This is a genomic window from Streptomyces sp. MS06, from assembly GCF_047200655.1.
Classification (GTDB): Bacteria; Actinomycetota; Actinomycetes; order Streptomycetales; family Streptomycetaceae; genus Streptomyces.
In genome coordinates this window covers 22927-46624 of the sequence record NZ_JBJZOJ010000063.1, presented here as the reverse complement: position 1 = coordinate 46624, position 23698 = coordinate 22927, and the positions used below count along the sequence as shown (strand labels likewise).

Genomic DNA, 23698 nt, shown 5'->3' with positions numbered 1-23698 from the left:
ATCGCCGACGCCGGCGATCTCGTGCAGCTCAAAGCTGTTCCGGCCGAACCGCTCCTGCCGGCCGTCCGCATGGGTGACCACTACGGACCCGGAGTTGTCGTCGTCAGGCTGAACGCTCATGTCGTAGCGGGACGACCAGCCGGCACCGAACAGAAGCGAGCTGCGCGGGTCGAGCGAGTTGTAAGTGCGTGAGACGTCCAACGCTGGGCCGGCGGTGGAGACGGCAGCGTCCGTAGCGGCCGTGGTGTAGTCGCCCACGTACGGGTCGAACGCGCGTCCGCCATCGCTCCGGGTGGCCGATCCCAGATGCGAGGTGATGAGCGGCTGCGGTACGGAAGTGGAGAAGTAGGCAGGTCGCGACCAGCCGCTCTGCGCGTCGCCGTCGTTGTCGGCCACAATCCAGTAGTAGGCCTGGTCCCAGGCCAGGTCGCCCACTGGAACAGTCCACTGCGTGGTGTTCACCCAACCGGAGTCCGCAGCCAGGGAAGGGGAGCCGGAAGCAGGGTTGGAGTAGATCTTGAAGTCGTAGGTCAGTCCGCTACCGGGATAGTTGTCCGGGTCGTGGCCGGTCACGAACAGTTGCGGAGTGAGGGAACCGAGTACGGCATTCGTCGGGGGCGAGGCCGAGTCGATCTGCGGCGGCGTGTCAGCGGACGTGATCTCCGTGCACTTCATCGGCACGTCGTAGGTCGAGTAGAACGAGGTTCCGCCGGTGAGCACGTCCCAGCAGACGTAGTACTGGCCGGGCGCCAGCGTCGGCAGCGTGCCGGTCATCGTGATAGTCGAGTTGGGGCTCACCGAGCTCGGCACCGACGTCTTGGTGGCGTTGGTGATGATCTTCGACCAGGATGTGGTGTAGACATCGGTGGCCAGTTGGGTGGTGGAGGTGGACCACGAGGCGGTGCCGCGGTTGGTCAGCGTCACCTTCATGGAGCCGGTGGTGCTCTGCGTCGGTTCGGTGTACGTCTGATTGGGGATCGAGTAGTCCGCACCGTAGGGGCTGTAGGTCACCGACAGGTACGGCGGATAGGAGGAGTGGAGCGAGGCGAACTGCTTCCAGGCGGCCACCACGGACGTATTGGCGGTCAGCGCGAGGCCCCTGTTGGTGCCCCCGTGTGCCCACCCCTCGAGCAGCTTGACACCGGCGGCGCTCGGGTTGTCGCCGATGTCGATGCCGTGCCATGAAGCGCCACCACAACTGGAGCCGCCGTAGAAACTGGCCGACCCGATCGACGACCCGTAAGACAGGCCGGGGTAGTCGGCGATGCTCCCGGCGTTCCAGGAACTGGTGATGGGGCGGACGTAGACGGGTTCGGCGGTACAGCCGCCGGACCACACGTCGTCGAGATAAAGCGAGGCCTTCTCGATGTAGTCGTTCTTGAACGTCGAACCGAACGACGAGAACAGCAGGTAGCTGTTGGCCTTGTGGGTGCCGCCATCGTACGAGCCGACCTTCAGGGTGTCGGCTGTGGAGAAGTTGATGTCATACGGCGTCTCCACATAGGTGCTCGAAGAGACCTTGAGGTTCGTGGGGTCAACCTTGACGGGGAACACTCGCGCCTTGTCGTGCAGCCACGAGGCGTCAAGCGACACCGCCAGTGCCGGCTCACCGTTGGACGTGGTGGTCAGGGAGTAGGTGACGCCGGTGGAGACCGCCCCCTCACCGGAGATGTCGCCGAGGCGGGAGTCCTCCATGAAACCGTGCGGGATCGTTTCACGCACCGCGCCGCGAGCGTCCCGGAACACCACGCTGCCGTCCTGATTCAGCGATGCGGACAGACCTGTCAGGTGCAGTGGGAAGACCCAGGAAGTGGGTGCCGAGGCGGAGTGCAGCGTCAGTGTTTCCTTCACACCCGAACCGGTCGCCTGATACGTCACGTCCGACTGGTCAGCGATTCCCGAATAGGTGACCGAGTTTCCTGATGCCTTGCCCGGGACGGCTGCTGCCCCCTGGAGGCCGTAGCCGACCTGTTCACCGTCACCAGGTCCGTACGTCACCAGCATCGAGTCGTCGCCACTCGCCGCGAAGCGAGCAGCCGGCGTGTCTGCCCTCTCGTGCCAGTCGCCCGCGGAACTCTGAACGAGCGTGGTGTCGATGTCGGCCCAGGAGCCGTCGGCCGCCCGGTAGTGGACAGGACGGCTGTAGACGCGAGCAGTGCGGGTGCCGTCGGGGTTCTGGAAGACCGAGGTGGTGGCATTCCTCCCCTGAATGAGCTCGGACCCGCTGGTCACCGGACCAGGAAGGTCGGGGTCCCCACCGGCGAGGGATGAACGGACAGATGCCTGCCCGTGATGCTGCCCCGCCGGCTCCGCCGGCGGCGGTGTCATCCTCGTACCTTCGAGTGTCGCCTTCGGTCCGCTGAACGAGGTCGACGGCTTCAGCAGAGACTGCTTCGATGACCGGTCAGCAGGCAGTGCGCCTTTCACCGCCGCCGGCCTTGGCGTCCCGCCCCCGGCGAGCGTCGGCCCTTCCCCGGTAAGCGCGGAGCCGGTCTGGTGGGACAAGCCGGCCGCGGTACCTCTGCGCTGATGGGGAAGTACCGCGGACCGCGCGACCCGGACCTGCTCCTGAATGACGGCACCGGCCGACTCCGTCGCCACGACCATGAGGAGCACGGCGCTGAGGATCACCGCTACTCCTCGTGACCAGGAACGTCGCGTGTTCGTCGCGAGAGAGGAAATGAACGGCGCCCCTCTGCCGATACCGGACATCAGGCCATTTGGCCAGCGAATCATTGCAGAACCCCCACACGCACGACACGGAATGGCCCCTGGTGAGGGCACGGCCCGGAAGTTGTACCTGCGACTCCGGAAGATGAAAAGATCTTTATCGCCAAATAGATACGGCAACTTGATGCGATCACACACCCTTGCACCCGATATATCCGTGCGACCTTTGCCGATATTTTCCAGCCCGATTTGCAGGCCTTGACCACCGCTTCATCACTCGCCACTGAATCTGAAGCGGTCCGGCCGACTGCTCAGCAGTGTCGGCCCTTGCTAGGGAATGTGGTAAAACCTGACGGGATTCCGTGCGCGCACCGCGCGTGCCGTACGGGACGTCCGAACCGATGGGAGTTGCAGGTGCTGTTCACACGAGGCCCGAGCGGCAAGCGACCCGCGCCAACCCCGCTGTTGATTGCCGGCCGACTGGCGCTAATGGTCGCACTTTCCGGAATATTGACGCTCACGGTCGGCGCATCCGCCGAGGCGGTTTCTATCGGCCGGTCCGAGTGGCCCCTTCAACTGCTTCAAGCGGCCAAGGCATGGCACGTGACGCAGGGGGAAGGCGTCACCGTAGCTGTCATCGACAGCGGAGTGGACGCCACCCACCCCGACCTCAAGGGCCAGGTGCTCAGCGGCGCAGGATTCATCGGAGATCCACGGGATAACGGTCAGACAGACATATCCGATGATTCACACGGAACTGCTATAGCCGGCATTATCGCAGGAACCGGCAGAGCAAACGACGGAAACGGAATGACCGGACTCGCACCGAAATCCAAAGTCCTCCCCGTCCGCGTTTCCACCAATGAAGCAGCAACACCTGCCGCCATAGCGGAAGGCATCAAATACGCCGCCGACCATCATGCACAAGTCATCAATATATCCACAGGAATGACCACGCCCGACCCCCTGCTGCGCACAGCCGTCGATTACGCACTCGCCAGAGACGCGGTCATCGTCGCTTCCGCTGGCAACCAGGGCCAAAACGGCGACCCGGCCATGTACCCGGCCGCCTTCCCCGGGGTCATCGACGTCACCGGCACCGACTCCAGCGGTCACTTCTGGCCTGTGAGCGAATCCGGACCCGCGTCCACGCTCGCCGCACCGGCAACCGACATCTACTCCACCAACAACCGAGGTCAGTACGTCAAGGCAGACGGCACCAGTTACGCAGCCGCCTACGTCTCCGCAGCAGCCGCGCTGGTCCGTTCCGCCGACCCTCGCCTGACTGCGGGCCAGAGCATCCGCCGCCTGATCAGTACGGCACGACGGCCTGGTGGCAGTGGCCGCGACGACCAGTACGGCTACGGCCTGATCGATCCTTTGGCAGCCCTGCGTGCACCCACAAGCGTCAGCGGAAACGCCACCAACCCTCTCCTCTCTGCCGTTCCGGCCGGCACTCACCACACGGACACTCGTGCGGGCTGGACGACCGCTCTCGGCCTTGGCGGGGCAGCGGCTCTCGCTGTCGCATCGGCCGGGGTCGTCGTCCGACACCGCAGGGGAGGTTCCGCCAAGGAGTCAGGTCCGCGTTCGGCGCCACTCGGCAGGCCACGCCCCGCTGGCAAACCCGGAAAGCGGAAACGGAAGAGCCGAGCGCAACGGCGCTCCACTCCCGACCGGACAGACGGCAGACCGCCAAGAACCAATTCCGGAGCGCCCAGGTGAAGCTTTCCTTCAGGCAACACTCATGTCGTCCGAGTGGCCGTCGCCTCTCGGCTATCGCGGGCACACTGGCCGTCACCGGCCTTCTGGCGTGGCTCACCGTGACACTGTTGGCCGGTCCTCACATTCCGAAAGTGGTCGCCAGCAATGTCTCACAAAACTTCCGTGCCTGTCTGATCAATGATCAACGTGACGCGACGATGGCCCAACCTGTCTGGTCAGCCTTGCAGCAATCAGCTTCAGGCTCCGACGTCAACGCACAGCGCATCGAAGTCCCTCAGAGCGACCAGTCGGCCTCCCTGCCATACGTCAACAGCCTCGTGCAACGCAAATGCGGACTGATCATCGCAGTGGGACCGAATCTCCACAGCGCGGTTGTCTCAGCCGCCCGGCACAACCCCCATCAGAACTTCATCAGCATCGGCACTCCCATATCCCTGCCCAACGTACGCAGCTACTCAGCGACTGAACTGTCGACCGTCATCAGCGCGATCCGACAAGCCGCCAGCCCGCCACCGTCCCAAGGGCCTTGAGCCGCACTGAGCCGTGGGAACGATCAGGTCGGCGAAGGCATCGATCGCATCGCCGGGTCCGGCGGACCCTGCCGGTCACAGCCGGAGACGCGTCCGGCAGGCTCCGAGTTCTGCGGCAGAAGACCGGTGCACCCCGGGCCTGAACCGTCTCCGTATGCTCGGGGCATGACTGACAGCAGCGCGCTCGATCCCGAGGACCGCAAGATCGTCACTCTGGCCCGTTCGGCCCGGGCTCGCAACGGTGTACCGGAGGGTGCCGCCGTCCGCGACGAGACCGGACGCACCTATGTCGCGGGCACCGTCGCCCTGGATTCGCTGAAGTTGAGCGCGCTGCGCACGGCCGTCGCCATGGCGGTGGCGTCCGGCGCGAAGTCGCTGGAGGCGGCGGCGGTGGTGACCGAGGCGGAGTCGGCCTCGGCCGAGGACCTGGCCGCGGTGCGTGATCTGGGCGGCACCGGGACGCCGGTGCTGGTGGCCGGGCCGGACGGAGAGGTGCGGTCGACGCTGTCGGCCGGCTGATCCGGCCTCCCGCGGCTGCCGTCGGCCGGCAGCCACGCGGTGTCCGGGGCTACGGCTGCACGGTGTCCGGGGCGCCTGCACGTCCACGCCGTGCACACGTCCACGCGGTGTGCGTGACGCCCCGGTGACGCCGGCCCGGCCTGCGGCGCCGCCCTCGGAGGCCGGACGTCCGGCGGTCGGCGGACGGTCCGGCGGTCGGCGGGCGGTCCGGTGGTCGGCGGGGCGGTACGGTGCTCGGCGGGGCGGTACGGTGCTCGGCGGGGCGGGCCGCCGTACCGGGCTCGGCTCGGCTCAGAGCGCGTCCGGGCCGCGTTCGCCGGTGCGGACCCGTACGACGGTCTCGACGGGCAGCGCCCACACCTTGCCGTCGCCGATCTTGCCGGTCTGCGCGGCGCGCACCACGGCGTCGATGACCTCGTCGGCCGCCGCGTCCTCCACCACGACCTCGATGCGGACCTTGGGCACCAGGTCGACCCGGTACTCGGCACCGCGGTACACCTCGGTGTGGCCGCGCTGGCGGCCGTAGCCGCTGGCCTCGGTGACGGTCAGGCCGTGCACACCCAGCTCCTGGAGAGCGGTCTTGACCTCGTCGAGTCGGTGCGGCTTGACGATAGCGGTGATGAGCTTCATGCCTGGGTCTTGACCTTCTGCGCGGTGGGCAGGACGGAGGAGCTGACCGGGGCGCCGTGGCCCAGGACGCCGTGATCGTATGCCGTCTCGGCGTGCACCGTAAGGTCCAGTCCGGTCTGCTCCTGCTCCTCGTCGGCCCGGAAGCCCATGGTGGCGTCGATCAGCTTGCCGATTCCGTAGGTGACGGCGAACGTGTAGGCGGCGACGACGGCCACGGCCAGCAGTTGCTTGCCGAGCTGGGCGACGCCTCCGCCGTAGAGCAGGCCCTCGGTGCCGCCCGTCATCGCCTTGACCGCGAACAGGCCGATGAGGAGGGTGCCGACGATGCCTCCGACCAGGTGGACGCCGACGACGTCGAGGGAGTCGTCGTAGTTGAGCTTGAACTTCCAGCCGACCGCGTAGGAGCACAGGACGCCGGCGGCGAGGCCGACGACCAGCGCGCCGAGCAGGGAGACCACGCCGCAGGAGGGCGTGATGGCGACCAGTCCGGCGACCGCGCCGGAGGCCGCGCCGAGCGTGGTGGGGTGGCCGTCGCGCTTCTGCTCGACGAAGAGCCAGCCGAGCAGGCCGGTGCAGCCCGCGGCGAGGGTGTTGAGGAAGGCGGCGGCGGCGAGGCCGTTGGCGCCCAGGGCGGAGCCCGCGTTGAAGCCGAACCAGCCGAACCAGAGCAGGCCGGCACCGAGGACGACCATCGGCAGGTTGTGCGGGCGCATCGCGTCCCGCTTGAAACCGAGCCGCGGGCCGAGGACCAGGCAGAGCGCGAGCCCGGAGGCACCGGAGGTGATCTCCACGGGCAGGCCGCCCGCGAAGTCGAGCGCGCCGAGCTTGTCGAGGATCCATCCGCCGGGGCCCCACACCCAGTGGGTCACCGGCACGTATACGAGCAGTGCCCACACCGGGACGAACACCAGCCAGGCCGAGAACTTCGCCCGGTCCGCGATCGCGCCGCTGACCAGTGCCGCGGTGATGATCGCGAAGGTGAGCTGGAAGGTGGCGAACAGCAGGCTCGGCACCGTGCCCTGGACACTGTCCGGGCCGAGGCCGGCCATTCCGGCGTGGTGCAGTCCGCCGATGAGTCCGGCCGCGGCGTCGTCGTCGAAGGCGAGGGAGTAGCCGGCCGCCAGCCACACCACCGTGACCAGGGCGATCGACACGAAGCTCATCATCAGCATGTTGAGGACGCTCTTCGTGCGGACCATGCCGCCGTAGAAGAGGGCGAGTCCCGGGGTCATGAGGAGGACGAGGGCGGTGGCGGCGAGCAGCCAGGCGGTGTCGCCGGTGTCGATGCGCGCTGCGGCGAGGGTCGTCACGGGGTCTCCATCGGTGCGGGGGCTCGTCCGAGGGTCACCGGCGCGCGTTTCCGGTTGCGTACGGGTATGTTTCCGCGACGTTTCGTTGCCTGCGGGTTTCCGAATCCTCACGCTCGCGGTGCCGCGGGACCGTGGTGCGGCGGGGCCCCGGGGATCAGGGAGAATGGGCGGCATGAGCGTGCGTACCCAGTCATCCCAGCAGCCGGCCGAGGAGGGGGGCGCCTCCCGTCCCGTGGAGGGCGGAGGGGAGCACCGGGCCGGTTTCGCCTGCTTCGTCGGCCGCCCCAACGCGGGCAAGTCGACCCTCACGAACGCTCTGGTCGGGCAGAAGGTGGCGATCACCTCCAACCGGCCGCAGACCACCCGGCACACCGTCCGGGGGATCGTGCACCGGCCGGACGCGCAGCTGATCCTGGTCGACACCCCCGGGCTGCACAAGCCGCGCACGCTGCTCGGGGAGCGGCTCAACGACGTGGTGCGCACCACGTGGGCCGAGGTCGACGTGATCGGGTTCTGTCTGCCCGCCGACCAGAAGATCGGGCCCGGTGACCGGTACATCGCCAAGGAACTGGCGGGGATCCGCAAGACGCCGAAGGTCGCGGTCGTCACCAAGACGGACCTGGTGGAGCCCAAGGCGCTCGCCGAGCAGCTCATCGCGATCGACCAGCTCGGCAAGGAACTGGGCATCGAGTGGGCGGAGATCGTGCCGGTGTCGGCGGTCGGGGACAAGCAGGTGCGGCTCCTGGCCGACCTGCTGATCCCGCTGCTGCCGCCGGGCCCCGCGCTCTACCCCGAGGGCGATCTGACGGACGAGCCGGAGCAGGTCATGGTGGCCGAGCTGATCCGGGAGGCCGCGCTGGAGGGGGTGCGGGACGAGCTGCCGCACTCCATCGCGGTGGTCGTGGAGGAGATGCTGCCGCGGGAGGACCGCCCGGCGGACAAGCCGCTGCTGGACATCCACGCGAACGTCTTCATCGAGCGGCCGAGCCAGAAGGGCATCATCATCGGCCCCAAGGGCAGGCGCCTGAAGGAGGTCGGCATGAAGTCGCGCAAGCACATCGAGGCGCTGCTGGGCACGCCGGTCTTCCTGGACCTGCATGTGAAGGTGGCCAAGGACTGGCAGCGGGACCCGAAGCAGCTCCGCCGGCTGGGTTTCTGAGCACACGGCTTCCGAGCACCCGGCTTCCGAGCACACCCGGCCCGGGCCGCGGGGCGGGGCCCGCAAGGGACCTCGACCGGTGGCGAGGGCCGGCGGAGGCGGAGGTCACGCCGACTGCCGGAACCCGATCGTCGGCACCGCCCGGCGCAGCGGCCACGGCCGGGCCACCTCCGGCGGGACCAGGTCGGCGAGGAAGGCGTACCGGCTCAGGGCGGCCGGGTCCTGGCCGGGCACCGACTGCACCCGGCGCCACCAGGCCGCGATCTCCGTCCAGCCGGGCGCGGACAGCGAGCCGCCGAACTCCTGCACGGACAGCGCGGCGGTCAGCCCGGCGAACGCGAGGCGGTCGGCCAGCGGCCAGCCGGCCAGGGTGCCGGTGACGAAGCCGGCGACGAAGACGTCCCCGGCGCCGGTGGGGTCGAGGGTGTCCACCGCGATCGCGGGGACCTCGGCGGCCTCGCCGGTGCGCCGGTCCACCGCGTAGGCGCCGTCCGCGCCGAGGGTGACCACGGCGAGCGGCACCTGTTCGGTGAGGGCGTGCGCGGCGGCGCGCGGGCAGTCGGTGCCGGTGTAGCGCATCGCCTCGTCCGCGTTGGGCAGGAACGCCTCGCAGTGCCGGAGGTCGGCCAGACCGGCCAGGTCCCAGGCGCCGGTGTCGTCCCAGCCGACGTCGGCGAAGACGCGGGTGCCCTTGGCCGCGGCCTGGGCGATCCAGGGGGCGCTCCGGCCGGGGACCAGGGAGGCGACGGCTGCGCGGGCGAGGGGCGGGCAGTCGGGCGCCGGTTCCTCGGGGGGCGGTTCGTGGCCGTGGGAGACCATGGTCCGCTCGCCCTCGTAGGCCATGGACACGGTGACCGGCGAGTGCCAGCCGGGGACCGTGCGCGAAGGGGTCAGGTCGATGCCCTCGCCCTGTTCCAGCGCGTCCCAGCAGTAATCGCCGTAGTGGTCGTCGCCGAAGGCTGCGGCGAGGCAGGTGCGCAGGCCGAGACGGGCCAGCGCGGCGGCCATGTTGGCGACGCCGCCGGGGCTGGAGCCCATGCCGCGCGCCCAGGACTCGGTCCCCCGCACCGGGGCGGAGTCGAGACCGGTGAAGACGATGTCCAGGAAGACGGTGCCGGTGAGGTAGACGTCCCAGGGCGGTTCGCCTGCGGCGCGCTGGGCCGCCAGCGGGTCGACCTGGGTCCGGTCGTGCGGTCCCCCGGGGACGGGCGAGGGTCCCCTGCCGCGGAATGCCGTCCCGGTGGGCGGTGTTCCGGCGGGGCGCTTCGGGGCGGGTGGGTCCCCGGTGGGTGGGGTGGAGGCGGCGATCACGGTGCGCTCCCTGGCGAGGTGCGTTTCCCGCCAGTGTGCACCACGGCACCGACAGCGGGCGTCCCTCACCCGGCCGGCCCGGTGGCGGGGACGGCGGGGGGCGGTGGGAAGCGGGGCGGTGGCGGTGGGACGTGGGGCGGTGGGAGGCGGGTCCGGCCCGGGAGCGTCGGGGCCGGAGCCCGGCGGGTTCACCAGCGCGGAACCGCGGGCGCGGACCAACCCGGGTCGGCGGCGCGCATCGCGGCCGCGTCGTCGCGGTCGCGCAGGGTGCCGTCGTCGTCGAGCCAGCGTCGGTGCAGGCGCTCCGGTCTGCGGGGGTCGACGGTGACGCCGAGACCAGGAGCTGCGCTTCTACCCCTCCCTCACCAACCGAAACACAACGTGCCGCAGATCACACCCGGCGCGCTTCTTCCGGACCCGCGCGCTTGATACAAATTGCCCGCGCGCTCCTGTCCGTCGACGGTCGCCGCTCTCTCACCCTCCGCGTCACCTCATGACGCCTCTCTCCTCATTCTCCTGCTTTCCCGGCTGTGCTCGCCGCCCTGGCGATCCCTGCCCTCTTCCCCCCTACCCGCTTCCTTTCGCATGCCCTGGGAACGCCCGTGCTCGCCCCTCGCCTCGCCGCCCGGCCCCTCGTCGCCCTCTTCACGGCCGGCTACCTCGCCCCCTATCTGCTCCCCACGACGGTCGGCCGCCTGGACGCGGGCCTGCCGCTGACGGCCACCCAGGCCGGAGCGATCGGCAGCGCACTGCTGCTCGGCTCCGCGGCGGCCGGATTCGCGCTGGCCTCCCGGGTGGAGCGGATCGGCGCGCGCACCACCGCCCGCGCCGGACTGCTGCTCGCCGCCCTCGGCTACGGAGGAGCCGCGCTCACCTGGGCCGTGCCCACCGTCGCCGCCGGCGCGGTGCTCGGCGGCCTCGGCTCCGGCACGGTCACCGCGGTCGCCGCCCAGCGCATCGCCGCCCAACGCGACCCGCACCGGGCGTCCACCCTCGGCCTGCTCGCCGTGTCCGCGCTCGCCGGCACGATCTACCTGGCGCTGCCCCACCTCGGCCCCGGGCACGGGCAACCCTTCGCCGCGAACGCCCTGACCGCGCTCGCGGTCTGGCCCGCCACCCGCCACCTGCCCGGCCGCACCGCCGCCCCGGACGGCGCCCGACTCCGCGCGACGGCGCCCCGCTCCCGCCTGCCCCACCTGGTGCCCGGGCTGGTGCTCGCGGCCGCCATGCCGTGCTGGTCCCTCGCGCAGAACGCCCTGTGGGGCGTCAGCGACCGGATCGGCCAGGCGCAGGCCCACCTGACCGAGTCCGCCGTCGGCGCGGTCTTCGCGGTGGCGCTGGGCGCCGGACTGCTCGGTGTGCTCGGCGCGGGCGCGCTCGGCCCGCGGCTGGGCAGGGCGCTGCCGATCGGTATCGGCACCGCACTCATCGCCGGCTGCGTGGCGCTCAGCGCCTCCGCCGCCGCCCTGCCGGCCTTCGCCGCCGGCGAGATCGCCTGGAACGCCCTGTACCCGGTGGTGCTGTCCTACCTGATCGGCCTCGCCGCCTCCCTCGACCCCCGCGGCCGCTGGGCGGTACTCGTGGGCTCCGCCTCCGCGCTGGGCACCGCGGCGGGCCCGCTCACCGGCAGCGTGCTGTCCGCGCAGGCCGGATTCCCCGCCATGGGCACCCTGCTGAGCGGCGGACTGCTGCTGATCGCGGTCCCCATGACGGCGGTCGCCGTCCACACGGGCCGGCGGCCCGCGGCGGTCGTGGAGATCGACATCCCCGTGGAGGCACCGGCCGTACCGGCCCGGCAGGCCTACGACACGGCCGCGGCGGCCACCGCGCCGGGCGTGGACTGAGTTCCGGCAGCGCCCGCGGCACCCGCAGGGGCGGCCGCGGGCGCGGCGGCACCCGGGGACGCGCGGGCGTCAGGCGGCGGCACCCCGGTGCGCGGGCGTCAGGAGAACGTGTACGCCTCCACCTCGGCCAGGTACCGCGCCCGCCGCTCCTCGTCGTCGTCCAGGAAGGCGGCCAGGAAGGAGTTGCGGGCCAGCTCGCGCAGCCGGTCCTCGCCCAACCCGAGGGTCTCGCGCACGGCGTCGAAGTTGTCGCCCGCGTAGCCGCCGAAGTAGGCCGGATCGTCGGAGTTGACCGTGCACAGCAGCCCGGCGTCGAGCATCGCGGGCAGCGGATGGGCGGCGAGGCTCTCCACCGTACGCAACCGGACGTTGGACAGCGGGCACAGGGTCAGCGGGATCCGCTCCCGCACCAGCCGCCGCACCAGCGCCGGGTCCTCCAGGCTGCGCAGCCCGTGGTCGATCCGCTCCACCCCGAGCACGTCCAGCGCCTCGGTGATGTACGCCGGCGGGCCCTCCTCGCCGGCGTGGGCGACCCGCCGCAGGCCGAGCGCGGCGGCCGCCTCGTACACCGCGCGGAACTTCACCGGCGGGTGGCCGACCTCCGCGGAGTCCAGCCCCACGGCGGTGATCCGGTCCAGGTGGGGCCCGGCCGCCTCCAGCGTCGCGAGCGCCGACTCCGCCGGCTCGTCGCGCAGGAAGCACATGATGAGACGGGTGGAGACGCCGTGCTCCGCCTCGCTGCGCTCCAGCGCCCGCCACAGCCCCTCGACGACCGTGCCCAGCTCGACGCCGCGCCGGGTGTGCGCCTGCGGGTCGAAGAAGATCTCCGCGTGCCGCACCCCCTGCGTCGCGGCGCGGGCCAGGTAGGCATCGGCCAGGTCGGCGAAGTCCCGCTCGGTGCGCAGGACCGTCATCAGCGCGTAGTAGAGGTCCAGGAAGGACTGGAGGTCCTCGAAGCGGTAGGCCCGGCGGAGCTCCTCCGCGTCGGCGTACGGCAGGTCGACACCGTTGCGCGCGGCGAGTTCGAAGGCCTGCCCGGGCTCCAGGGTGCCCTCGATGTGCAGGTGCAGTTCGGCTTTCGGCAGGGGCATCGACGTATCGTACGGGGACGTTACCGACGTTTCGGCACCGGCACCCGCAGCAGGTCGTGCGCCACGGTCAGCTCGCCCCGGAAGCCGGCCGCCCGCGCCTGCCGCTCGAACTCGGCGGGGTCGGAGTAGCGCTGGCTGAAGTGGGTGAGGACGAGGTGCCGCACCTGCGCGTCCCGGGCCGCGGCCGCAGCCTGGCCGGCCGTCAGATGACCGTGCTCGGCGGCGAGTCCGGCGTCCTCGTCGAGGAAGGTCGACTCGATGACCAGCAGGTCGCAGCCCTCGGCGAGCGCGTGCACCCCGTCGCACATCCGGGTGTCCATGATGAACGCGAACCGCTGGCCGGGCCGCACCTCGCTGACGTCCTCCAGGCGCACGCCCCCCAGCGCGCCCGCACGCTGGAGGCGGCCGACGTCCGGGCCCGCGATGCCGTGCGCGGCGAGCCGGTCGGGCAGCATGCGGCGGCCGTCGGGCTCGGTCAGGCGGTAGCCGTAGGACTCCACGGGGTGGGAGAGCCGGCGGGCGTGCAGGGTGTAGCCGGGCGTGGTCGCCAGGACGCCGTCCGCGTCGACCGGGGCCTCGACGATCTCCACCGTCTCCCGGTAGGCGGTGGCGTACCTCAGCCGGTCGAAGAAGCGCCGGCCGGAGCGCGGGTAGTGGGCGGTGACGGGGTGCGGGACCCGGTCCAGGTTGATCCGCTGGATGACGCCCGCGAGTCCGAGGGAGTGGTCGCCGTGGAAGTGCGTGACGCAGATCCGGCCGATGTCGTGGGCGGCCACCCCGGCGCGCAGCATCTGCCGCTGGGTGCCCTCCCCGGGATCGAAGAGGATGCCCTCGCCGTCCCAGCGCAGCAGGTAGCCGTTGTGGTTGCGGTGCCGGGTGGGGACCTGGCTGGCGGTGCCCAGCACCACCAGTTCACGCACGGACATCGCGCACTACCCGGGGGGCCACTGCATGCCGCGGCCGCCGAGGACGTGCGCGTGGGCGTGGAAGACGGTCTGCCCGGCACCGCTGCCGGTGTTGAAGACGACGCGGTAGCTGTCGAGCTTGTCCTCCTCGGCGACCGCCCGCGTCTCGCGCAGCACGTCCGCGGCGAGCTCCGGCGCGGCGACGGACAGCTCGGCGGCGTTCGGGTAGTGCGCCTTGGGGATCACCAGGACGTGCGTGGGCGCCTGGGGGTTGATGTCCCGGAACGCGACGGTCGTCTCCGTCTCACGGACGATCGTCGCCGGGATGGTCCCCGCGACGACCTTGCAGAACAGGCAGTCGTCCTGCGGTTCCCCTGCCATGCGGGCCTCCTTGTGCGCCGGTGATCATACGGAGGGCATCGTATCGAGCGGTCACCGCCCGGACTCCCGCGGCTCGTCGGCCGCCGGGGCCGCCGGGACGTGGGGCCGGCCGACCGGCCGGGTTCCCCGCCGCGGCGGCCCCGGTGGAACGCCCGCCGACGGAACGCGCGCCGGCGCCGCCCCGGTGTTCCCGGCCCCGGCCGCTCACCGGCCTCCGCGGCCGGGCCGTGCGGACCGGCGCCGCGGCAAGGGCGCCGCCGCGGCGGGGGCGCCCTTGCCGCGGGTCACGGCAGCGCGGGCGGGACCTTCGCCGGGTGGTCCGCCAGCGCGTCCAGCGCCAGCCGCACCGCCTCGTCGAGCTGCGTGTCCCGGTCGGCGGCCCAGTCCTGCGGCCGCTGCACGACCTCCACGTCCGGGTCCACGCCGCGGTTCTCCACGTCCCAGCCGTAACCCTCCAGCCAGAAGGCGTACTTGGGCTGCGTGACGAGCGTGCCGTCGACGAGGCGGTAGCGGCTGTCGATACCGATGACGCCGCCCCAGGTGCGGGTGCCGACCACCGGGCCGATACCGAGCGCCTTGATCGCCGCGTTGACGATGTCGCCGTCGGAGCCGGAGAACTCGTTGGCGACGGCGACGACGGGTCCGCGCGGCGCGTCCTGCGGATAGCTGACCGGGCGCATGCCGCGCGGCAGGTCCCAGCCGACGATCCGGCGGGCCAGCTTCTCCACCACGAGCTGCGAGGTGTGGCCGCCGCGGTTCTCCCGGACGTCCACCACCAGGCCCTCCCGGGCCACCTCGACCCGCAGGTCGCGGTGGAGCTGGGCCCAGCCGGAGCCGACCATGTCGGGCACGTGCAGATAGCCGAGCCGCCCGCCGGACAGCTCGTGGACGTGGGCGCGGCGGTCGGCGACCCAGGCGTGGTAGCGCAGCGGCTCCTCGTCGGCGAGCGGGACGACGACGGCGTGCCGGGCCTCGCCGCCGCCGGACGGCAGGACGGTCAGCTCGACCGGTTTGCCCGCCGTGCCGACCAGCAGCGGTCCCGGTCCGGTGACCGGATCGACCGGGTGGCCGCCCACCGCCACGATCGCGTCGCCGGCACGGATCGCGACACCGGGCGCGGCGAGCGGGGAGCGGGCCTCGGGATCGGAGGTCTCCGCGGGCAGCACCCGGTCGACGCGCCAGCTGCCGTCCTCGTGCCGGGACACGTCCGCGCCGAGCAGGCCCTGGCGGGTTCCGCCGCCGTGGCCGCCGCGCGGCGAGACGTAGGCGTGCGAGGTGCCGAGTTCGCCGTGCACCTCCCACAGCAGGTCCACCAGGTCGTCGTGGGTGGCGACCCGGTCCAGCACCGGCCGGTAGCGGTCCAGCACAGCGTTCCAGTCGACGCCGCCCATGTCCGCGCGCCAGAAGTTGTCCCGCATGACCCGTCCGGTCTCCTCGTACATCTGCCGCCATTCGGCCGCGGGATCGAGGAGGTGGCGGACCCGGCCCAGGTCGACGGTGATGTTGGTGTCGCTGTCGTCGTCGCCGGAGGCCCGCCGGTCGCTGGGCACGACCTTCAGCCGGCCGTCCGTCCACAGCAGCAGCCGCTTGCCGTCGCCGCTGACCTCGAAGTGGTCGGCGTCGGCGGCGAGATGCTCGATGCGCTGCTGGACGAGGTCGTAGCGCTCCAGTTCGGTGTCGGGGTCCGGGGCGTCGGGGGTGGCACGGGAGGCGCCGAGGACGCCGTGCACGGGGTGGCGCAGCCACAGCACGCCGTCCTTGGCGGCGCGCAGGTTGGAGTAGCGGGCGGCCTCGACCGGGAACGGCACGATGCGGTCGGCGAGCCCGTCCAGGTCGATGCGGGTGGCCGGGGTGCCCTCGCTGTCGGGGGTCTCGTCCTTGTCGGGCGCGTCGGAGGGACGGCCGTGCCGCTGCGGGCCGAACGGCGAGGGCGTGGTCGCGGCGAGCGTGATCAGGTAGGGCCGGGAGCCCTCCACGAAGGCCAGGTCGAAGACGTGCTCGTCGTAGACCGGGTCGAAGGAGCGGGCGGACAGGAACGCCAGGTGCCTGCCGTCGGCGGTGAAGGCGGGGGCGTAGTCCTGGAAGCGCAGCGGCGTCGCCTCGGTGACCGACAGGTCGGTGGTGTTGGCGAGTCTGAGCTGGCTGAGCGGGCGCGGGCCCGGGTGGGACCAGACCAGCCAACCCGAGTCGGGCGAGAAGGCCAGCCCGGAGGCGTCGCCGTCGTCGCTGCGGTCGACCTCCCGGACCTCGCCGGTCTCCCGCTCGACGAGCAGCACCCGCCCGTCGTGCGAGGCGACGGCGGCCCGGCTGCCGTCGGGCGCCATCGCCAGTTCCAGGACCCGGCCGAGCCGGCCCGCGGCGATGCGGCGCGGGGTGGCTCCGGGTGCGAGACCGCCGGCCGGCGCGAACTCCAGTGCGTCGTCGCCCTCCGCGTCCGTCACCCAGGCCACCCACTCCTCGCCCTCGGTGCGGAAGGTGCGCGGGCGCCGGGCCCGTACGCCGGGCTGGGCGGCGAGCGCCCGGGCGGGGCCGGAGCGGTGGGTGACCCAGTGCACGGAGCCGCGCACGCAGACCGCGCTGCCGCGGGCGGTGTGGTCGGGCGACGCCGAGCCGAACCAGTGGGCGGCGTTGATCGGGCCGGGCTGCTGGTCGACGCGCGGACCGCCGAGGCGGATGTCCAGCCGGCGCGGCTCGGCACCGTCGAGGTCGTCGAGCAGCCACAGCTCGCCGGCGCAGGAGTAGGCGACGCGGCTGCCGTCGCCCGCGGCGTGGCGGGCGTAGAAGCCGGCGCCGGCCCCGCCGGGGTGTTCGGTGTCCCCGAGGGCGGTGTGGCGCCTGAGGTCCGAGCCGTCGGGCAGCGAGGAGTACAGCGCACCGGTGCCCTCGTGGTCGCTGAGGAAGGCGAGCCGCTCCCCCACCCACAGCGGGTACTCGATGTTGCCGTCGAGGTCCTCGTGCAGCCGGACGAACTCGCCGGTGCCGTCGCGGTCGATCCACAGCCGGCCGGCCGTGCCGCCCCGGTAGCGCTTCCAGTGGGCGGCCTCGCGGCCCATCGGCGCGGACAGCAGCACGGTGTGCGGTCCGTGGGCGACCTCGCCGACGGGCCCGTACGGCAGCCGCTCGGCGGGTCCGCCGTCGAGCGGGACGGCGTGCGCCCAGGTGCGGCGCAGGGAGGCCTGGCCGTGGGTGGTCAGGGCGAGGACCCGTCCGTCCGGGGTCCAGCCGCGGACCTGGGTCCTGGCGTTCCCCCAGTGGGTCAGCCGGCGGGACGGCCCGCCGCCGGTCGGGGCGACGTGCACCTCGGGCGCGCCGTCCCGGGTGGAGGTCCAGGCGAGGGTGGCGCCGTCGGGGGAGATCCGGGGCTGGGTCACCGGCACGTTGTCGGCGCTGACCCGCCAGGCCCGGCCGCCTTCGAGGGGCGCGAGCCAGACGTCGTCCTCGGCGGTGAAGGCCACCAAGTCGTCGTGCGGATGCGGAAACCGGAGGTAGGAGGCTGGCGACTGTGTCACCCGGTCACCCTATGCAGCCCGACCGCCCCTGCACAGAGGAGAGGATCACTTGTACCGTCCCGCCCGTCCCACCGGTGGCGTGTTCACTTTCCCTGCACGGGACGACAGTGCGCGTCGGTACGGCACCAGACCGTCCGGGTGACGGTGACCGTGACGGTCGGCCGGCCCCGCTGCGCTCCGGTGGGCGCCGCGCCGACGGGGGACGGGGTCCTGCCGTCGCAGTCCCCGAGCCCGCGGGCGTGGAACAACTCCTTGCCGCCGACGGTGCCCACGAGTTCCCCGCGCACGCAGGACCCGGACACCGCGCGGGTCACCCGGCCGGTGACGGTGATGGCCGCCCCGTCGTCCGTCCTGCCCCGGCAGTCGACGGTGGCGACGCTGCTCTGCCCGGCGGAGGGCGTCGCGCCGTGGCTGCCGTAGCCGGCGGTGCAGTCGAGCCGGCGCACACCGACGTGCTGCCGGTTCAGCTCCTTCGTCGCGACCTGGTCGGTGGTGAACGCCACCGCGGCGGTGCTCACTCCGCCCGGCTCGCACCCCGCGACGGTGCCGGCGGCCAGCACCGCGAGTGCGGCCGCCGCCGCTGCACGCGCCCGCCGCCTCACGCGGCTCGCTGCTCTCACGGACGGCAGCCTGCCACCGCCCCGGCGGGCGGACCAGACGGCTTACGGCCACTTCCACACGGGCCGGAACGCGGACACCGGACCCGGACACCGGTGCTGGACACCTGACCCCGACGTCGGCCCCGGGCACCGGACCCGGACGTCGGACCCGGATTCCTGCGGGCGGTCAGGACCAGCGGCCGGTGCGGCCGAGGAGCAGGGCGACGGCCGCCGTGCCGGCGGTCGACGTGCGCAGCACGGTGCGCCCCAGCCGGTACGGCAGCGCCCCGGCCTCGGTGAACAGGGCCAACTCCTCCGGTGAGACGCCGCCTTCGGGCCCGACGACCAGCACGATGCCACCGCAGGCGGGCAGATCGGCGGTGGCCAGCGGACGGTCGCCGCTCTCGTGCAGCACGGCGGCGAAGTCGGCCTCGGCGAGCAGGGCGCCGACCTGCCGGGTGGTCGCCGCGTCCGCGACCTCCGGGAAGCGCACCCGGCGGGACTGCTTGCCCGCCTCCCGCGCGGTGGAGCGCCACTTGCCGAGCGCCTTCAGCCCGCGCTCGCCCCGCCACTGGGTGACGCAGCGGGCCGCGGACCAGGGCACGATCGTGTCGACGCCGACCTCGGTCATCGTCTCGACGGCCAGTTCACCGCGGTCGCCCTTGGGCAGCGCCTGCACGACGGTGATGCGGGGGGACGCCGGCGGTTCCTCGCGCACCCCGGCCAGGTCGACGATCAGCCGGTCCTTGCCCTCGGTGCCGCTCACCTCGCCCTCGGCCCAGCGGCCCGCGCCGTCGGTCAGCACCACGGCCTCCCCGGGCCGGAGCCGCTTCACCGAGACGGCGTGCCGCCCCTCGGGGCCGTCCAGCACGAACCCGGTCCGGTCGCCGTCGGGCAGCCGGTCCACGACGAACACCGGCGCGGTCACCGCGCACCGCCCTGCGACAACGCTGTCCGCGCGGCGTCGAGTTCGGCGGCCAGCACCTCCACGAGCCGCCCGGCGGGCAGTTCCCGGGCCATCCGGTGGCCCTGCCCGGCCCACAGCGCCATGCCCTGCGCGTCGCCCGCCTTGGCCGCCGCCTTGCGCAGCGGTGCGGTGAGGTGGTGGACCTCCGGGTAGGCGGCCGGGGCGTACCGGCCGTGCTCCCGCAGGAACCGGTTGACCAGCCCGCGGGCCGGGCGGCCGGAGAACGCGCGGGTCAGCTCGGTGTGCGTGAACAGGGGGTTGGACAGCGCCTGCTTGTGCAGTGGCCCGGCCCCCGACTCGGGGGTGGCGAGGAAGGCCGTGCCCAGTTGGGCGGCGACGGCGCCCGCGGCCAGGACGGCGGCGATCTGTCCGCCGCGCATGATGCCTCCGGCGGCGATGATCGGAAGGGTCACCGTCTCGCGGACCTGCGCGACGAGGGACAGCAGACCGATGCCGGCGCCGTCGTTCTCCGGCAGGTCGCGGTGGGTGCCCTGGTGGCCGCCCGCCTCGACCCCCTGCGCGACGACCGCGTCCGCACCGGCACGCTGCACCGCGAGCGCCTCCTCGGCGGTGGTGGCGGTGGCCAGGACGAGGGTGCCGACCCGGTGCAGGGCCTCGACCTCGTCCGCGGTGGGCACCCCGAAGTGGAAGGAGACGACCGGTACCGGATCGTCGCGCAGCAGGGCGAGCTTGGCGTCGTAGCCGTCGTCGTGGCCGCTGTCGGGGTCGCCGAGCCGGGTCCCGTACCAGGCGGCCTCACCCGCCAACTGCTGGGCGTACAGCTCGACGGCGCCGGCGTCGAGGGGCGCGGCGCCGGCCGTGGCCGAGGTGGCCGCGCCGGCGCCGGGGGGTTCCGGCTGCGGCATGAAGACGTTGACGCCGAAGGGGCGGCCGGTCAGTCCGCGCAGTTGCTTGATCTCCTGGTACATGCCGTCGGCGGTCTTGTAGCCGGCCGCGAGGAAACCGAGGCCGCCGGCCTCGGAGACGGCGGCGGTGAGCTGCGGCACGGAGACGCCGCCCGCCATGGGCGCCTGCACGATCGGGTGGGGGAGAAGACCGGTCAGCGCGGAGGACATGACGGCATGTTGTCACGTCCTCCGTACAAGTCCGAATCGAGTCTTCCCCTTGGCACATGCCAGGTGTTTCCGGTCCGGCGAGGCCCCGCCGACGGGACCGGACGGACCCGGGAGAGCCGCCACGGAGGCGGTGTCCGCCCACGCCGGGGAGCGGTGGGGCGGGGGGCCCGCGGGGGTGGTGGCACCGGGCTGCGCCGGTCGCCCGACCGGGGACGGCCGTACCCGCGGGCTGCAGGGACCGGACCCCCGGGCGGGTGGACCGGACTTACGGGGGGGGGTGGGCCCGGTTCCGCGCGGGTGGGACCGGGCCCGGGCGGGTCACCGCCCGTTGAAGGCGTCCTTCAGCCGCGAGAACAGCCCCTGCTGCCCCGGCTGGAACTGGCCCTGGGGCCGCTCCTCACCGCGCAGTTTGGCCAGCTCGCGCAGCAGGCGCTCCTGCTCGGGATCGAGCTTGCCCGGGGTCTGCACCTCGACGTGCACGATGAGGTCGCCCCGGCCGCCGCCGCGCAGGTGGGTGATGCCCCGGTCGTGCAGCGGGATCGACTGGCCGGACTGGGTGCTCGGCCGGATGTCGACCTCCTCCATGCCGTCGAGCGTCTCCAGCGGCACCTTGGTGCCGAGGGCCGCCGCCGTCATCGGGATGGTGACCGTGCAGTGCAGGTCGTCGCCGCGGCGCTGGAACACCGAGTGCGGCAGTTCGTGGATCTCGACGTACAGGTCGCCCGCCGGACCGCCGCCGGGACCGACCTCGCCCTCGCCGGCCAGCTGGATGCGGGTGCCGTTGTCCACACCGGCCGGGATCTTGACGGTGAGGGTGCGGCGGGAGCGGATCCGCCCGTCGCCGGCGCACTCCGGGCACGGGTTCGGGACGACCGTGCCGAAGCCCTGGCACTGGGGGCAGGGACGCGAGGTCATGACCTGGCCCAGGAAGGACCGGGTCACCTGGGACACCTCGCCGCGTCCGCGGCACATGTCGCAGGTCTGGGCCGAGGTACCGGGAGCCGCGCCCTCGCCGCTGCAGGTGGAGCAGACGATCGCGGTGTCGACCTGGAGTTCCTTGGTGGTGCCGAAGGCCGCCTCGTCGAGCTCGATCTCCAGCCGGATCATGGCGTCCTGGCCGCGCCGGGTGCGCGAGCGCGGGCCCCGCTGGGACGCCGTCCCGAAGAAGGCGTCCATGATGTCGGAGAAGTTGCCGAAGCCCCCCGCACCGAACCCACCGCCCGCGCCGGCACCGCCGGCCTGCTGCGACAGCGGGTCGCCGCCGAGGTCGTAGACCTGCTTCTTCTGCGGGTCCGACAACACCTCGTAGGCGGCGTTGATCTCCTTGAACCGCTCCTGCGTCTTCGGATCGGGATTGACGTCCGGGTGCAGCTCGCGGGCGAGCCGGCGGAACGCCTTCTTGATCTCATCCTGCGACGCGTCGCGGCGCACGCCGAGTACGGCGTAGTAGTCCGTGGCCACTTAAGACTCCGCCAGGATCTGTCCGACGTACCGTGCCACTGCGCGTACCGCTCCCATCGTTCCGGGGTAGTCCATGCGGGTCGGTCCGACCACGCCGAGCTTGGCTACTGCCTCGCCGCCCGAACCGTAGCCGACCGACACGACGGACGTGGAGTTGAGTCCTTCGTGGGCGTTCTCGTGACCGATCCGGACGGTCACACCCGGATCCTTCGCCTCACCGAGGAGTTTGAGGAGCACGACCTGCTCCTCCAGGGCCTCCAGCACGGGTCGGATCACGAGAGGAAAGTCATGTCCGAAGCGGGTGAGATTGGCGGTGCCGCCGATCATCAACCGCTCCTCGTTCTCCTCGACGAGCGTCTCCAGCAGGGTGGAGAGCACCATCGAGACCGTACCGCGGTCCTCGGCCTCGAAGGCCTCCGGGAGGTCCTCCAGCAGCGTCGGCACATCGGTGAACCGGCGCCCCGCGACCCTGCTGTTGAGGCGCGCCCGCAGATCCGCCAGCGAGGCGTCGCCGAACGGCACCGGGCAGTCCACCACCCGCTGCTCGACCCGGCCGGTGTCGGTGATCAACACCAGCATCAGCCGTGCGGGGCCGAGGGAGAGCAGTTCCACGTGCCGGACCGTCGAGCGGGTCAGCGACGGGTACTGCACGACGGCGACCTGGCGGGTGAGCTGCGCGAGCAGCCGCACCGTACGGGCCACCACGTCGTCGAGGTCGACGGCGCCGTCGAGGAAGTTCTGGATGGCGCGCCGCTCGGGCGCGGTCATCGGCTTGACGCCGGCCAGCTTGTCGACGAACAGCCGGTAGCCCTTGTCGGTGGGGATCCGCCCGGCACTGGTGTGCGGCTGGGCGATGAACCCCTCGTCCTCCAGGGCCGCCATGTCGTTGCGGACCGTGGCCGGGGACACGCCGAGGCTGTGCCGCTCGGTGAGCGCCTTGGAGCCCACCGGCTCCTCGGTGCCGACGTAGTCCTGGACGATGGCGCGCAGCACCTGAAGCCTGCGTTCACTCAGCATCGCGCCCTCCTCCGGAAGTCGTTCCCCTCGGTGCACCGCCTGGCACTCTGTGCGTCCGAGTGCCAAACCTCCCCGGCCCAGTCTACGGCGGTGGGGTACGCAGCGGGCAAGGCCGGGGGCCGGTGGAGCGCACGCCCGCACAGCCCGGCGGCGGGACGGGGGCCCTGGGCGGGGCGGGCGGGGTCGCGGCGGTCGCGGCTGAGCGCCTAGCGTCAGAGTATGACGATCACCTGGGAAGCGGCGGGCTGGGAGCAGCTTGCCGCCGGTGTCGGGCGCTGGCGGCTGCCGCGCTGGGACTGCACGGCCGGACTGGTCGTCGGCGGAAGCGCGGTGCTGCTGATCGACGCGGGGTCGAGCCTCGCGGAGGGCGCACGGCTGCGCGCGGCAGCCGAGGCCCGCACCGGTCACCGGGTGACGCGCCTCGCCCTCACCCATCCGCACTTCGACCACGTCTTCGGGGCGGCCGCCTTCGCGGGCGCCGAGGTGTACGCGGCGGTCGGCGTGGACGCGGTGCTCTCCCAGGCACGCGACCGCGAGGAACTGCGCGCGGACGCGGTGGCGAACGGCCTGGACGCGGCAGCGGCCGAGGAGGCGTCCGACGCGCTGCCCCGGGTGCGCCACGCGGTTTCCGGGGAGTGGACGCTCGACCTGGGCGGCGGCCGGCAGGTGCTGCTGGCGAACGTGGGGCCCGGTCACACGGCCCACGACCTGGCGGTCCTCGTCCCGGGCGACGTCTCCGGCGGCCCGGAGGTGGTGTTCTGCGGGGACCTGGTCGAGGAGTCCGGCGAGCCGCAGGCGGGACCCGACGCGGTGCCCTCCCGCTGGCCGGACGCCCTCGACCGGCTGCTGGCGCTGGGCGGGGAGGACGCACGGTACGTGCCGGGCCACGGCGCGGTGGTGGACGCCGGGTTCGTCAGGGCGCAACGGGACTCGCTGGCGACGCGCTTCGGCGTGTCGCGCTGACGTCGCGGGGTTCCGGGGAGGGTTTCTCCTA

The 23698-nt window shown here is 72.5% G+C and carries 19 protein-coding genes and 1 pseudogene; 6 read left to right on the top strand and 14 right to left on the bottom strand.

The window, feature by feature from the left end; translation table 11 throughout:
- On the bottom strand, positions 1–1851 hold a 1851-nt coding region (locus ACL02U_RS27075), incomplete at its 3' end, for a DUF6531 domain-containing protein (protein WP_412793574.1).
- A 1233-nt stretch (positions 1852–3084) separates the two neighbouring features.
- On the opposite strand from ACL02U_RS27075, the gene mycP reads away from it, so the two are divergent.
- The 3 genes from mycP (at position 3085) to ACL02U_RS27060 (ending at position 5444) form a co-directional block, all read left to right on the top strand.
- Positions 3085–4395, top strand: coding sequence for a type VII secretion-associated serine protease mycosin (gene mycP / locus ACL02U_RS27070; RefSeq protein ID WP_412793573.1), 1311 nt, complete (start codon positions 3085–3087; stop codon positions 4393–4395).
- Positions 4392–4925 (top strand): hypothetical protein, encoded by a 534-nt coding sequence (locus ACL02U_RS27065; protein WP_412793572.1) that lies wholly within the window; start codon positions 4392–4394, stop codon positions 4923–4925. Before mycP ends, ACL02U_RS27065 begins: the two co-directional genes overlap by 4 nt.
- 165 nt (positions 4926–5090) lie before the next feature.
- A complete protein-coding gene (locus ACL02U_RS27060; protein ID WP_412793571.1) occupies positions 5091–5444 on the top strand; it encodes a cytidine deaminase in 354 nt (117 codons plus the stop codon).
- 291 nt (positions 5445–5735) lie between these two features.
- On the opposite strand, the gene ACL02U_RS27055 is transcribed toward ACL02U_RS27060, so the two are convergent.
- Together ACL02U_RS27055 and ACL02U_RS27050 are read right to left on the bottom strand one after the other, a co-directional pair.
- Positions 5736–6074: a P-II family nitrogen regulator gene (locus ACL02U_RS27055; protein ID WP_412793570.1), complete on the bottom strand. Its 339-nt coding sequence runs from the start codon at positions 6072–6074 to the stop codon at positions 5736–5738.
- Positions 6071–7384: an ammonium transporter gene (locus tag ACL02U_RS27050; RefSeq protein WP_412793569.1), complete on the bottom strand. Its 1314-nt coding sequence runs from the start codon at positions 7382–7384 to the stop codon at positions 6071–6073. Before ACL02U_RS27050 ends, ACL02U_RS27055 begins: the two co-directional genes overlap by 4 nt.
- A 163-nt stretch (positions 7385–7547) precedes the next feature.
- On the opposite strand from ACL02U_RS27050, the gene era reads away from it, so the two are divergent.
- Entirely contained in the window at positions 7548–8543 is a 996-nt protein-coding gene (gene era / locus ACL02U_RS27045; protein WP_412793568.1) for a GTPase Era, read from the top strand.
- 105 nt (positions 8544–8648) lie between these two features.
- Here the strand turns inward: era and ACL02U_RS27040 are convergent, their stop codons facing one another.
- A complete protein-coding gene (locus tag ACL02U_RS27040; protein WP_412793577.1) occupies positions 8649–9710 on the bottom strand; it encodes a PfkB family carbohydrate kinase in 1062 nt (353 codons plus the stop codon).
- A 332-nt stretch (positions 9711–10042) separates the two neighbouring features.
- Positions 10043–10204: pseudogene (locus tag ACL02U_RS27035) on the bottom strand (glucarate dehydratase); the annotation flags it as partial.
- A 252-nt stretch (positions 10205–10456) separates the two neighbouring features.
- On the opposite strand from ACL02U_RS27035, the gene ACL02U_RS27030 reads away from it, so the two are divergent.
- Positions 10457–11698 carry an MFS transporter gene (locus ACL02U_RS27030; RefSeq protein WP_412793567.1) on the top strand — a complete coding sequence of 414 codons (1242 nt, stop codon included), beginning with the start codon at positions 10457–10459 and terminating at the stop codon, positions 11696–11698.
- A 98-nt stretch (positions 11699–11796) separates the two neighbouring features.
- Here ACL02U_RS27030 and ACL02U_RS27025 read toward each other — a convergent pair whose 3' ends face one another.
- The 9 genes from ACL02U_RS27025 to hrcA all read right to left on the bottom strand — a co-directional run bounded on the left by ACL02U_RS27025 (position 11797) and on the right by hrcA (position 22704).
- On the bottom strand, positions 11797–12789 hold the full coding sequence (locus ACL02U_RS27025) for an adenosine deaminase (protein ID WP_412793566.1): 993 nt from the start codon (positions 12787–12789) through the stop codon (positions 11797–11799).
- Positions 12790–12809: 20 nt separating this feature from the next.
- Positions 12810–13715, bottom strand: coding sequence for a ribonuclease Z (locus tag ACL02U_RS27020; protein WP_412793565.1), 906 nt, complete (start codon positions 13713–13715; stop codon positions 12810–12812).
- Positions 13716–13721: 6 nt separating this feature from the next.
- Positions 13722–14075 (bottom strand): histidine triad nucleotide-binding protein, encoded by a 354-nt coding sequence (locus ACL02U_RS27015; RefSeq protein WP_412793564.1) that lies wholly within the window; start codon positions 14073–14075, stop codon positions 13722–13724.
- 284 nt (positions 14076–14359) lie between these two features.
- Positions 14360–17584, bottom strand: coding sequence for a S41 family peptidase (locus ACL02U_RS27010; protein WP_412793563.1), 3225 nt, complete (start codon positions 17582–17584; stop codon positions 14360–14362).
- 83 nt (positions 17585–17667) lie between these two features.
- Positions 17668–18204, bottom strand: a complete 537-nt coding sequence (locus ACL02U_RS27005) for a hypothetical protein (RefSeq protein ID WP_412793562.1) — start codon at positions 18202–18204, stop codon at positions 17668–17670.
- A gap of 166 nt (positions 18205–18370) precedes the next feature.
- Positions 18371–19111 (bottom strand): 16S rRNA (uracil(1498)-N(3))-methyltransferase, encoded by a 741-nt coding sequence (locus ACL02U_RS27000; protein WP_412793561.1) that lies wholly within the window; start codon positions 19109–19111, stop codon positions 18371–18373.
- Positions 19108–20226 (bottom strand): nitronate monooxygenase, encoded by a 1119-nt coding sequence (locus ACL02U_RS26995; protein ID WP_412793560.1) that lies wholly within the window; start codon positions 20224–20226, stop codon positions 19108–19110. The genes ACL02U_RS27000 and ACL02U_RS26995 overlap by 4 nt, the downstream gene beginning before the upstream one ends.
- Positions 20227–20544: 318 nt before the next feature.
- Positions 20545–21687: a molecular chaperone DnaJ gene (gene dnaJ / locus ACL02U_RS26990; RefSeq protein ID WP_412793559.1), complete on the bottom strand. Its 1143-nt coding sequence runs from the start codon at positions 21685–21687 to the stop codon at positions 20545–20547.
- A complete protein-coding gene (gene hrcA, locus ACL02U_RS26985; protein ID WP_412793558.1) occupies positions 21688–22704 on the bottom strand; it encodes a heat-inducible transcriptional repressor HrcA in 1017 nt (338 codons plus the stop codon).
- Positions 22705–22923: 219 nt separating this feature from the next.
- On the opposite strand from hrcA, the gene ACL02U_RS26980 reads away from it, so the two are divergent.
- Positions 22924–23667 carry an MBL fold metallo-hydrolase gene (locus tag ACL02U_RS26980; protein ID WP_412793557.1) on the top strand — a complete coding sequence of 248 codons (744 nt, stop codon included), beginning with the start codon at positions 22924–22926 and terminating at the stop codon, positions 23665–23667.
- Positions 23668–23698: the final 31 nt, after the last annotated feature.

Coding starts and splice junctions, on each gene's coding strand:
- ACL02U_RS27025 (WP_412793566.1), bottom strand. CDS start 12,789: ATGCCCCTGCCGAAAGCCGAACTGCACCTGCACATCGAGGGCACCCTG.
- ACL02U_RS26980 (WP_412793557.1), top strand. CDS start 22,924: ATGACGATCACCTGGGAAGCGGCGGGCTGGGAGCAGCTTGCCGCCGGT.
- ACL02U_RS27055 (WP_412793570.1), bottom strand. CDS start 6,074: ATGAAGCTCATCACCGCTATCGTCAAGCCGCACCGACTCGACGAGGTC.
- era (WP_412793568.1), top strand. CDS start 7,548: ATGGGCGGCATGAGCGTGCGTACCCAGTCATCCCAGCAGCCGGCCGAG.
- ACL02U_RS27060 (WP_412793571.1), top strand. CDS start 5,091: ATGACTGACAGCAGCGCGCTCGATCCCGAGGACCGCAAGATCGTCACT.
- hrcA (WP_412793558.1), bottom strand. CDS start 22,704: ATGCTGAGTGAACGCAGGCTTCAGGTGCTGCGCGCCATCGTCCAGGAC.
- ACL02U_RS27020 (WP_412793565.1), bottom strand. CDS start 13,715: ATGTCCGTGCGTGAACTGGTGGTGCTGGGCACCGCCAGCCAGGTCCCC.
- ACL02U_RS26995 (WP_412793560.1), bottom strand. CDS start 20,226: ATGTCCTCCGCGCTGACCGGTCTTCTCCCCCACCCGATCGTGCAGGCG.
- ACL02U_RS27015 (WP_412793564.1), bottom strand. CDS start 14,075: ATGGCAGGGGAACCGCAGGACGACTGCCTGTTCTGCAAGGTCGTCGCG.